This is a genomic window from Peribacillus sp. NPDC060253 (genome assembly GCF_042727425.1).
GTDB lineage: Bacteria > Bacillota > Bacilli > Bacillales > DSM-1321 > Peribacillus.
On record NZ_JBHXAS010000137.1, the window covers coordinates 1 to 11,784 of the forward strand.

The following is an 11,784-nucleotide window of genomic DNA, read 5'->3' on the forward strand; positions in this document are numbered from 1 at the left end:
GATAGTTAGGAGGTAAAAAGTATTTCAAAGCGAAAACAAATGGTGAAATAATGAATATTGAGTAATGCATGCTGGAGTGGGCAATTTGTGTTTAGATTATTCAGGTCGAATTAGTTGTTAGAGGACGGAGGTCCTGCCTGAGTGTATTTCATTGTAAATTAATTTTTTACGTCAATATATCTGAATAGTCAAAAAATGGAGGGGATACTTTGAACGAACAAAAGATCACTATGGACGATGCCCCATTTAATAAGTTTCATTTTCGTATTGCTGGCCTTACCTTTGGATCAAGCTTTTGTGATGGTTATTCACTTGGAATCATCGCGATGGCTCTGACATTACTTGGTCCTCAATTGGAGTTAAATGCAATGTGGACTGGATTGATCGGAAGTTCTGCATTAATCGGTCTTTTTGGGGGAGCGTTGGTACTTGGAAGACTTTCTGATCGTATTGGCAGACAGAAAATCTTTCTCGTAAACTTTTTACTGATCACGATTGCTACTATTTTACAATTTTTTGTTAGTGGTCCAGAAGAACTTCTCATTTTACGGTTACTAATTGGTTTTGGACTTGGAGGAGATTATGCTGTCGGTACGACCCTACTCGCCGAGTTTTCACCAAAAAAGTATCGCTCCTCGCTTCTCGCATCTATAAACGTAGTATGGACGCTTGGATATGTAGCTTCAAACTTTGTTGGTCATTACCTGGGACAGGTTGGGTCAGACTCATGGCGTTGGATGCTTATTAGTGCTGCTATTCCCGCTATTGTGGTTTTGATCTTACGTATAGGAACGCCTGAATCACCAAGATGGCTTGTCAGCATGGGGCGTGTCGAAGAAGCTCGCCATATAGTAAAAAAACACCTTGGATCGAACGTTGAAATGGGAGAAACGGTTACTGGTACGGAAAATCAAAAGACTCTTGGATTTAGTGGACTTTTCAGCAAAAAACTTCGTAAACGTACGGCTTTTGGTGGAATATTCAAATTAACTCTTGTTATTCCGTACTTTGCAATCTACACGTTCCTTCCGTCGATACTAAGTACAATGGGTTTTGAACAAAACTTTTTTGCCGATACTATGTTAAATCTATTCTTGCTTGTTGGGGCAATTTTCGGACTTTGGTTACTCGCGAAATTTTCTCGTAGAGGATTTACGATCGGGGCTTTTACGGTCCTTACTGTTTCATTGTTTTCACTCAGCTTCTTACACAATAGTTCTCAATTCTTAATGTTGACAGCCTTCTTGATCTTTACATTTTTCATGTCAGCAGCATCAAACCTTACATTAGTATACCCAGCAGAGCTTTTTCCAACTGAGATTCGTGGATCTGGAATAGGTATGGTTACGGCAATTAGTCGAATTGGTTCTGCAATTGGAACATTTCTGCTGCCCATTAGTCTAAATTCATTCGGATTAAGTACATCAATGATTGGTATGGCTGTAGTTCTGCTAATCGGTTTGATTGTATCGATCGCCTGGGCACCTGAAACGAAGAATCTTTCCTTGCATGAAGCGAGTGACCCATTACTAGAAGCGGGGAACTTTTCGAAGGGAACCGATATTCCCTTTACAGAAAATAAGAAAATAACATAAGATTAATTTCTAAATGAGAAGGATCAAAACTTTTTTCTCCTTCTTGAAGAGTCATAGGAGAGGAGATGTGTAAGGATGACAACGACCGATTGTTTACATCCTAAAGATATTAAAGAGGTTGCACTGGGTGATGATGCAATATCAATCAATGAGATGATAGCGGTTGCAAGATATGGTGCAATCGTTACCTTCACACAGGCGTATTGTGAAAGAGTGGATCAATCACGAAGCTTAATAGAAAAGTTTTTAGATGATAATAGATTGATTTACGGTGTAACGACAGGGTTTGGCAGTAATATGACGGAGGTGATTTCTCCAGAAGACGCAGAAACCCTTCAACGGAATATTGTTCGTTCTCATGCTGTTTCGGTTGGGGAACCTCTTGAAAAAGAAGTAGTAAGAGCCATTCAATTGATGATACTTGTAAATTTAGGCCAGGGTTATTCAGGTGTCCGTTTACAAGTATTAAAACTTATTGCTTCATTATTAAATCACGATGTACTTCCCTATGTTCCAGGAGATGGGTCAGTGGGATATTTGTCTCCTGAAGCACACATGGCCTTATTGTTGATCGGGGAGGGACGGGCGTGGTACAACGATGAGCTTCTACCGGGAGAGGGTGCGTTAGCTAAATCCGGATTAAAGCCTGTAACGCTTGGGTGTAAAGAAGGACTGGCTCTCATAAGCGGAACTCCTTCCGTCACTGCTATGGCTGCTCTAGCTTTATACAATAGTATGCAAGCAGCTAAAACCGCAGACATTACGGGTGCAATGTCCTTAGAAGTGCTAAAAGGTACAATTAAGGCATTTGATCCCCGTCCCCATGCAATAAAAAAGCATGAGGAACAGGCTAAGACAGCCAGAAATGTTACAAGGATACTGGAAGACAGCCAAATCATTGATACATACAAGGAACATAGATTACAAGATGCGCTTAGTTTACGATGCATTCCACAAGTCCATGGAGCCATAAAAAGAGTATTGAAAGACGCTGCTGTTTCAATTGAGAATGAAATGAACTCTGTAAGTGACAATCCTTTGATTTTTCCGGAAGAGGAAGATGGGATTGCACTCATGGCTGGAAATTTTGATGGTTCATTTATAGGGATATACGCGGATACGATAGCCATAGCATTAGCAAACCTAGCGAAAATAACTGAACGTAGAATAGATCGCCTAGTAAACCATCACCTTAGTGAATTACCTAATTTCTTAGTGGTGAATCCTGGTTTAAATAGTGGCTACATGATCCCGCAATATACAGCCGCAGGACTATTAAACGAGATAAGGGTGCTCTCTCATCCAGCCACAGTAGATAATACCCCTACATGCGCTAATCAAGAAGATTTGATAAGTTTTGCTTATTTCGCTTCGAAGAAAGCCTATCAAATTTCAAAGAAACTTGAATATATATTAGCCATTGAACTGATGACGGCCACGCAAGCAATGGATTTTCATCTACCATTGAAACCGTCCCCGGTTACGGAAGGTATATATCATTTAGTTCGGAGCCAAGTCCCGATGGTGGAAGAAGATCGCTTTTTTCACCCTGACATTGAAGCGATTTATAGACAAATTCATGAAGGGGAAATAGTTATGCTAGTTGAAAAGGCGATTGGGGAAATGGAGTTCTAAAAAAAGATGGAAGCTGTTTTACTTTATTTTATAGAGTAAAGGGGCTTCCTTTTTCATTAAGGATCATATGAATGATTGCTGTTAAACTAGAATGATTGTATGATTCATCTAAAAAGGAGGGAAGCAAGATGCACTATGATGTAATTGTAATTGGAGCTGGATCCATGGGAATGTCTTCAGGATATTTTCTATCAAAAAAGGGACAAAAAGTACTATTATTGGATTCCTTTGTTCCTCCTCATAATAAAGGCAGCCATCACGGGGAAACAAGAATTATTAGACATGCTTATGGTGAAGGTAGGGAGTATGTTTCTTTGGCACTTAAATCCCAAAAGCTATGGGGGGAGTTGGAAAAAAATACGGGTAAACAATTGTTTCTTCCAACGGGGGTCCTGAATGCTGGAAGCCAAAATTCCGCCTTCATTAAACAAGTGAAAGCTGGTTCGAAGGAATATGGTTTACCAATGGAAATCTTGGATTCCAATCAAATTCATGATAGATGGCCTGGTATAACACTGCCAGAGGACTTTATTGGGTGCTTTGAATCGACTTCGGGCGTGTTAAATAGTGAAGAGTGCATCAGAGCGTATCAACAACTTGCGAAATCTCATGGTGCTGACTTCCATATAAACAGTCATGTAAGGAAGATAGAAGTTCATAGTGATGGGGTCACGATTAAAACGGATGAACAGACATTCCACTCAGAATCTTTAGTGGTTACAGTTGGGGCATGGGCTCCAAAAATATTAGCGATGTTAGATTTAAATCTGCCTCTAGAACCTATCAGAAAAACATTTGCATGGTTTCATGCAAATGAAAAATTATATAATCATCATGACTTTCCAGCTTTTACTTTTGATACTTCTATTGGTACATATTATGGCTTTCCAAGTATAAATGGTTCTGGAATGAAAATAGGGAGACATGATGGTGGAGAACGCATAAATCCTGATGGCTGTATAAAAGGTTTTGGTGAATTGGAAGAAGATGAAGGAGATTTGGTGAAGTTTTTACGGCAATATATGCCTACTGATCAAAAAATGAAATATGGGAAAACTTGCATCTATACCATGACCCCTGACGAGAACTTTATAGTGGATAAACATCCTTATTATCCACACATTGCTATTGCAGCAGGATTCTCTGGACACGGGTTTAAATTCAGCAGTATCATGGGAGAGATTCTGAGTGACCTGATCATTTCCGGTACGAGCAAGGAAGATATATCATTATTTTCTATAAATCGATTTAACTAAGAAAAGTCCTGTCTCAACATCGAATGTCATGAAATGCGCAATAATTATTGTAATCAAGGCCGTTGTTTCCTAATCAGAGGAACAACGGCTTTTTTATATTAGTACTTCTACCATTAACCTGAAGCATGATAGTAGACAAAACTAAATGTTAGGTTATCTAACAAAGTATTGTCGAAATAATTAAAACATGGTAGAATATGAATATTCCGAAATATGAAACTTAAGTTCCGAATTTCGGTATATTCATATGGTTTAAGTGAAATGAAGCATTCTTACATATTTACGCGATTAATAAACAGAAATTTCCGGTAAAAAGGAGAGGGTAAAATGAAAACGGTTGATTTGAATTGTGATTTAGGCGAAAGTTTTGGTGCTTATCAAATTGGAAATGACAAAGAGATTTTAGATTATGCAACTTCAGTCAATATTGCTTGTGGATTTCATGCCGGTGATCCGACGGTCATGAGAAAAACGGTACAACTTGCAATGGGGAAGGCTGTCAAAATCGGGGCACATCCAGGTTTCCAGGATTTAATTGGTTTTGGCAGACGGAATATGTTTGTAACACCACAGGAAGCTTATGATCTTGTCGTCTATCAAATTGGGGCTTTAAATGGCTTCTTGCAATCAGAAGGCGGAAGTATGCAGCATGTTAAACCACATGGAGCTTTGTATAATATGGCCGCTAAGAACAAAGAGTTATCCATGGCCATTGCTGAAGCTGTATATAACGTGAATCCTGAGCTAATTTTATTTGGTTTGTCGGGAAGTGAGCTAATACGGGCTGGACAGGCTATCGGATTACAAACGGCCAGTGAAGTATTTGCTGATCGGACCTATCAAAAAGATGGTTCATTGACCTCTCGCTTGGAGAAGGATGCAATGATAGAAAATGATGATGATGCCGTTGGGCAAGTCATTCGCATGGTAAAAGAAGGGAAAGTCTTGTCCCAGCAGGGATCCGATGTGACTTTAAGAGCTGATACCATTTGTATACATGGGGATGGGGCACATGCTTTAACCTTTGCTCGACATGTGAAAAAATCTTTACAATTATCAGAAATAACAGTCAAGTCATTCAAATAAAAACCAAGACAATCAGGAGGCAGATTCCATTGGAGCCAATTAAAAATACAACATCACAGAAAAAGACTCCCACTAAGCCAAAAACAAACCGTACTTTATTGTTAGGTGCAGCATTCCTAATGGCAACATCCGCAATAGGACCAGGTTTTTTAATGCAAACAACCGTTTACACCCAAAGTCTAGCGGCAAGTTTTGGCTTCGTTATTCTAATCTCTGTCATTCTTGATATTTTTGCCCAAACAAATGTATGGCGCATAATAGCTGTATCTGAAAAACGAGGGCAAGAGATTGCAAACATGGTTCTTCCTGGACTCGGTTATGTCCTTGCGGCACTTATCGTTATGGGTGGTCTCGCATTTAATATAGGAAATATCGCAGGAGCTGGGCTTGGTCTAAATGCAATGACGGGAATATCCCCAACTGTGGGTGCGGCAATAAGCGCCGTCATCGCCGTTTTGATATTTGTCGTGAAAGAAGCGGGAAAAGCCATGGACCGTTTTACGCAAATTGCCGGATTTTTTATGATTTGTTTGATGATTTACGTTGCTTGGACAACCTCTCCTCCAGTCGGGGAAGCAGTAGTGAAGACTTTTGCACCTGATAAAATCGATATTATCGCAATCGTCACATTGGTGGGTGGATCTGTAGGCGGCTATATTACTTTTGCGGGGGGGCATCGTCTATTGGATGCAGGCGTGAAAGGTGTTGACGCATTACCACAAGTCACAAAGAGTTCGGTAATGGGAATATTGATAACTACGGTAATGCGTGTTGCACTATTTTTAGCAGTATTGGGTGTTGTTTCGAAAGGTTTACAAATTAATCCGGATAACCCTGCAGCATCCGTTTTTCAACTCGCTGCTGGTAATGTAGGATATAAAATCTTCGGTATCGTTATGTGGGCTGCCGCAATCACATCAGTTGTTGGAGCGGCATATACTTCTGTTTCCTTTATCAGAACATTCAGCGAAAAAATCAATAATAAGGCAAACTGGATAATCATCGGCTTTATAGTCGTATCGACTATTTGCTTTTTGTTAATTGGTCAACCGGTTAAAGTTCTGCTTGTAGTTGGAGCGATAAATGGTCTGATTTTACCAATCGCCCTTGGTACGCTATTGATTGCTGCATATAAGAAAAATATTGTAGGTAATTATAAGCATCCTTTATGGTTGACGATTTCCGGTGTATTTGTAGTAGTCGTCATGGCATTAATGGGTGCATATACATTAGTGAAGCAACTACCCGCACTTTTTTGATGATGATGAATGCGACTGGCAGTTTACTGCTAACTGCCAGCTGTCCATAGGAGATGAATGATTTATGATTGATCTTTCCCAAGCAACCCCGGCAGAATTACGTTCCATGATTCGAAATAATGAATGGATTAAACCGACTGCTGGCATGGCTAACGGGTATGCACAAGCGAACCTAGCCATCTTAAAAAAAGAGCATGCTTTTGATTTTTTATTATTCTGCCAGCGCAACCCTAAATCGTGCCCATTGCTGGATGTAACGGAAGTTGGTTCACCTATTCCTGCATTTGCTGCCCAGTCTGGAGATATACGCACCGATATTCCTAAATATAGGGTATATAAGTATGGTGAATTAGTGGAAGAAGTAACGGATATTTCAGATTACTGGGAAGAAGATATGGTAGGATTTTTAATCGGATGCAGCTTTACTTTCGAACACGCACTTTTAAATAATGATATATCGATTCGTCACATTGATGAGGGATGCAATGTACCGATGTATAAAACCAATATTCCGTGTATCGAAGCAGGAATTTTTCATGGGAATATGGTAGCAAGCATGCGGCCGATTCCCCAAAAAGATGTAGTGAGGGCAGCTCAAGTGACATCGCGTTTCCCGGCAGTTCATGGTGGTCCGATCCATATCGGCGATCCTGAAGCAATAGGGGTGTCCAGTATAGAGAATCCCGATTTTGGTGATGCAGTAACGATTCGTGAAGGGGAAGTCCCAGTCTTTTGGGCATGTGGTGTCACGCCTCAATCCATTGCTATGGAAACCAAACCTGAAATCATGATCACACATGCACCTGGACATATGTTTATAACGGACATTCGTGATGAAAAATTAGGCGTTTTATAATGGACAGAAAGAGTTGATTTCTATGTCGGAAAAGCTTTTGAATAAAACTGCATGTAAACTGTCTCCCTTGGGCGATTCCGCAATCGTGATTACATTTGGGAATGGAATGGAATACAGCATTCACAAAAAAATAAAATTGTTTTTGGATTCACTGGAAGATGAACCCTTTGTAGGATTTATAGAATGTGTACCTGCATTTACGAATTTGACGGTATTCTATGATCCGCTGGTTATCTATAAGAATCAAAAACAAAGCAATGGAATGGAAGACATTTCTCCCTATGAAGTGGTTCGTTCCATCTTGGACATGAAATTACAGGGTATACAAGAAGGTAAAAAGCTGACACATCGGACGGTTTCCATTCCCGTGTGTTATGGAGGGGAATATGGACCGGATTTGGAATATGTAGCTCGTTATAATAATTTGACCACTGATGAAGTCATTCATATTCATTCAACCGGTGAGTATTTGGCCTATATGATCGGATTTGCACCTGGCTTTCCGTTTCTAGGGGGACTATCTGAAGAAATAGCGACGCCTAGGCGTTCTTCTCCTAGAATGACGATACCAACAGGGGCAGTTGGAATTGCCGGTATGCAAACGGGTGTATATCCCATATCAACACCTGGAGGATGGCAGTTAATCGGACAAACGCCAACGAAATTATTTTTGCCAAATGTAAATCCGCCAAGTTTATTACAAGCAGGAGACATTGTGAAATTCCATCCGATTTCTAATCAAGAGTATGAAGAAATGGTCCTTAAGGAGGGGTTACAGTGAGCCTACGTGTAATCAAGCCGGGATTATTGACTAGTATACAAGATCTTGGAAGAAAAGGATTTCAGCAACATGGTGTGATAGTAAGCGGGGCAATGGATGGATATTCTTTACGAATTGCCAATATGTTGGTTGGTAATGAAGAAGGAGAAGCGGCCTTAGAAATAACATTAATGGGTCCGACTATTAAAGTGGAGAAAAACTGCTTGATCTCGATAACAGGTGGTGATTTATCACCTACCATTGACAGCCGGATTGCACCGATGTGGAAGCCCATATATGTGAAAAAAGGATCGATTCTTCGATTTGAAGGGTGTAAATCAGGTTGCCGGGCTTATTTATCTGTGGCGGGAGGATTCACCATTTCTGAAGTAATGGGTAGTAAAAGCACCTATTTACGGGGGGGGATTGGCGGCTATAAGGGAAGGGCATTAAGAGCTGACGATCTGTTGGAATGTAATGAATCTACCAGAAATCTTGGTGAATGGGAGGTCAAAGGTTCATTTGCCTTCCCAAAGTGGTTTGTTAATAATAAGGAGTTTTTTCCAGATCGAAAGCCTTCCATCCGTTTCATCGAAGGAAGCCAGTACGAATATTTCACAAACTCAAGTAAAGATAGTTTTGTAGAAGGTTCATTTAAAGTTTCCAATCAATCTGACCGTATGGGGTATAGAATATCAGGCCCGAAGTTAGAGTTACAGGATAACGGGGATCTATTATCAGAAGCGGTAACTAATGGGTCCGTACAGGTTCCTCCTGATGGAAACCCGATCATTCTCCTTGCAGATAGCCAAACAACAGGAGGATATCCTAAAATAGCACAGGTGATTACAGCCGATTTACCAATGATTGCACAAGTTAAACCAGGGGAATCCATTCAATTCTCAAGGGTGACCTTAAAAGAGGCAGAACGGCTTTTCCTTCAAAAAGAACTGCAATTGAAAGAATTACAGGTTTCGATTTCATTAGCTCTGAAAAAATGGTTTGTCATATAGTTCCTTCAGCAAGAAGTCGTAAACGATGAGAAAGTACTCTTAAAGAGTGCTTTCTTTTTCCTTTTCCCTTATATGTATTTTACTGTATACCATTATATCCTTTTTTCCTTGTTTTATTATAGAATGATAGTATGTGAGTACATCCAGGATAACTTGTATCATGAAAGGAGACTTATGTATGCAAGCACATAACAAAACCGTCGTTAAATCCATGCAAATCCTTACCCTTTTCATCAATCATCCGAAACTCAGCTTTAATGAAATGATGGTAATTTCCAACCTGCCAAAAACCTCATTGCACCGAATGCTGGGGTCATTGGAAGAAATGGGGTTTTTAACTAGGGATGATGATGGATATTATTCACTTGGGCTTATATTTCTGCAGTTTGGTCAACTGGTGGGAGAGCGTTTGGATATCAGATCAATTGCCTATCCCATCATGAAAGACCTACGGGATGATGTTGAAGAGGCAGTGAATTTAATTGTGAGGGATAAGGACGAAGCCATGTACATTGAAAAGGTGGACACCCTGCATCCTGTTCGTCTTTATACATCTATTGGAAGGCGTTCGCCATTATATGCTGGCGATTCTCGAATCATCCTAGCTTATTTGCCAGAAGAAGAGCGTGAAAATTATTTGGGAAGGATTCAATTAAAACCAATCGCCATTGGAACGATAACGGAAAAAACTAAACTCCGTCATGCTTTGGATGAAGCGAGAATGAATGGTTACACGATAACTTCATCAGAACTTGAGGATTATACAAAAGCGGTGAGTGCACCGATACTCAATGGTAAAGGTCAAATAGTAGCTGGTATTAGTGTGGCTGGGATTGAAGTGAGATTTCAGGAAGACCGCTTGCCTGAATTGATTGACAAAGTAACGAAAGCAGCCAATTCGATTTCCGTGAAACTTGGTTCTCAAACACATTAATGAAAATAGAAAAATCATGTCATTTCCGGAATGTATTTTCCTGAAATAAGATAAATTACATAAAATAGTCGATTCCTACATATAGGAAGTAAAGCCACCGTTTATGGTGGTTTTTTGTCATGTTAGCATGCTCAACAGTACCTGGTGTAATGTTTGCGGCTTTATTTGGAAGTGCTTATCAGCAACCATTTCATTGATCGTCATCGTTCTTGATCTTGGAATAAATACTGGGCCAAATCGAAAAGGTGAACCATTCGGGGTTCACCTTTGCTAATATCGTAAGTCTTATACGCAAGATTGTTGGTTAGCCATTAAATACGCACAAAGTGTGATTGATTTATATTTCTCGGCACCCCGATGTCAGCCATTGTAAGTAAACCTGGTTTACGGAGGGCATCAATTTGCTTAGCGGTATTGATAATCATTGCTGCGGTTGCTGTATCTCCAAAAATGCCGTTTGGAACAATCAACCTTTGGGTTTCGTTCCCCTCGATAACGATTTCATCTTCCTGTTTAATTCCTGCAGACATCGTTAAATCCAAGGAAATTTGCTTTCCGTCAACAGTATTGCCTGTGGAAATTTGATGAAGCCCCTTAACATCACCAGGTTTTAAGGTAGTTAGCGGAACGGTCATATTTTCGCTTGCAATCATTGGTTCAATGGTATTGATAACACTTGAAAGATTCCAATTCAGCCCATAAGCGATTAACCTGACAGACTCCTCAAGACCTACATGCCCAATTTTATTCCGTTCAGCTAAAAATTCAAACTCTTCTCTGGTCATCCCGATTCCGACCTTTTTTTGTAAAGGGAGGCGCCTTTTCGAAACATCAACTTTACGATTGACCTTAATTTGGTTAACCGTGGTCAATACTGTTGTAAAAGAAATGGCCATAGTATCCATGATGTACCCCGGATTGATGCCGGTCCCGATGACACTAAGCCCTTTTGCTTTAGCATAATCATCTATTTCCTTTGAAAGTAGGGGGTAGCGATGCCATGGGTAGGAAAGCTGTTCACAGGTGGAAACCACTGAAAAGCCGTAATCTAGCAGCTCTTTGATTTGGGGCCATACTTGTTGTGCGTTGGAACCGGTTGCATGTAGGACGATAGGATGGTCAGCTTCAGTATTTACTTTCTGTATATGGGAGACTACACACTTGTTCGTTTCTTTTTCATTGATTAATGAGCCAATATCCTTTCCTACCTTATCTGGATCAATATCGACAACACCGATAATCGATTGTGGATTGGTTTGGTAAGCACTGCGTAGAATTTCAATTCCGATGGGACCCAATCCGAATACTGTGAACTGAGAATATTGTATAGTCATTCATCTCTCATCCTTTCAAATATCGTATAACAAAAGGCTAACATTGAGTGATAAAT

General features: G+C 40.1%; 10 protein-coding genes. 9 read left to right on the forward strand and 1 reads right to left on the reverse strand.

Annotated elements, in window-relative coordinates; genetic code table 11:
* Positions 1 to 209: 209 nt before the first annotated feature.
* The 9 genes from ACFWE9_RS23150 (at position 210) to ACFWE9_RS23190 (ending at position 10,394) form a co-directional block, all read left to right on the forward strand.
* Positions 210 to 1,595: an MFS transporter gene (locus ACFWE9_RS23150; RefSeq protein ID WP_230156494.1), complete on the forward strand. Its 1,386-nt coding sequence runs from the start codon at positions 210 to 212 to the stop codon at positions 1,593 to 1,595.
* A 75-nt stretch (positions 1,596 to 1,670) separates the two neighbouring features.
* On the forward strand, positions 1,671 to 3,230 hold the full coding sequence (hutH, locus tag ACFWE9_RS23155; RefSeq protein ID WP_377358998.1) for a histidine ammonia-lyase: 1,560 nt from the start codon (positions 1,671 to 1,673) through the stop codon (positions 3,228 to 3,230).
* A 128-nt stretch (positions 3,231 to 3,358) separates the two neighbouring features.
* Complete coding sequence (gene solA, locus ACFWE9_RS23160) at positions 3,359 to 4,486, forward strand: N-methyl-L-tryptophan oxidase (RefSeq protein WP_230156492.1); 1,128 nt, start codon at positions 3,359 to 3,361, stop codon at positions 4,484 to 4,486.
* Between the two features lie 327 nt (positions 4,487 to 4,813).
* Positions 4,814 to 5,572 carry a LamB/YcsF family protein gene (locus ACFWE9_RS23165; RefSeq protein ID WP_230156491.1) on the forward strand — a complete coding sequence of 253 codons (759 nt, stop codon included), beginning with the start codon at positions 4,814 to 4,816 and terminating at the stop codon, positions 5,570 to 5,572.
* 119 nt (positions 5,573 to 5,691) lie between these two features.
* On the forward strand, positions 5,692 to 6,831 hold the full coding sequence (locus tag ACFWE9_RS23170; RefSeq protein WP_377359007.1) for an NRAMP family divalent metal transporter: 1,140 nt from the start codon (positions 5,692 to 5,694) through the stop codon (positions 6,829 to 6,831).
* 64 nt (positions 6,832 to 6,895) lie between these two features.
* Positions 6,896 to 7,687 carry a putative hydro-lyase gene (locus tag ACFWE9_RS23175; protein ID WP_230156489.1) on the forward strand — a complete coding sequence of 264 codons (792 nt, stop codon included), beginning with the start codon at positions 6,896 to 6,898 and terminating at the stop codon, positions 7,685 to 7,687.
* Positions 7,688 to 7,709: 22 nt separating this feature from the next.
* Positions 7,710 to 8,468 (forward strand): 5-oxoprolinase subunit PxpB, encoded by a 759-nt coding sequence (gene pxpB, locus ACFWE9_RS23180; RefSeq protein WP_377359001.1) that lies wholly within the window; start codon positions 7,710 to 7,712, stop codon positions 8,466 to 8,468.
* On the forward strand, positions 8,465 to 9,460 hold the full coding sequence (locus tag ACFWE9_RS23185) for a 5-oxoprolinase subunit C family protein (protein ID WP_377359003.1): 996 nt from the start codon (positions 8,465 to 8,467) through the stop codon (positions 9,458 to 9,460). The genes pxpB and ACFWE9_RS23185 overlap by 4 nt, the downstream gene beginning before the upstream one ends.
* Before the next feature lie 178 nt (positions 9,461 to 9,638).
* Positions 9,639 to 10,394 carry an IclR family transcriptional regulator gene (locus ACFWE9_RS23190; RefSeq protein WP_230156486.1) on the forward strand — a complete coding sequence of 252 codons (756 nt, stop codon included), beginning with the start codon at positions 9,639 to 9,641 and terminating at the stop codon, positions 10,392 to 10,394.
* A 311-nt stretch (positions 10,395 to 10,705) separates the two neighbouring features.
* Here ACFWE9_RS23190 and ACFWE9_RS23195 read toward each other — a convergent pair whose 3' ends face one another.
* The gene (locus ACFWE9_RS23195) at positions 10,706 to 11,728 is read right to left on the reverse strand and encodes an NAD(P)H-dependent amine dehydrogenase family protein (RefSeq protein ID WP_377359005.1); all 1,023 of its coding nucleotides are present in this window, start codon (positions 11,726 to 11,728) and stop codon (positions 10,706 to 10,708) included.
* Positions 11,729 to 11,784: the final 56 nt, after the last annotated feature.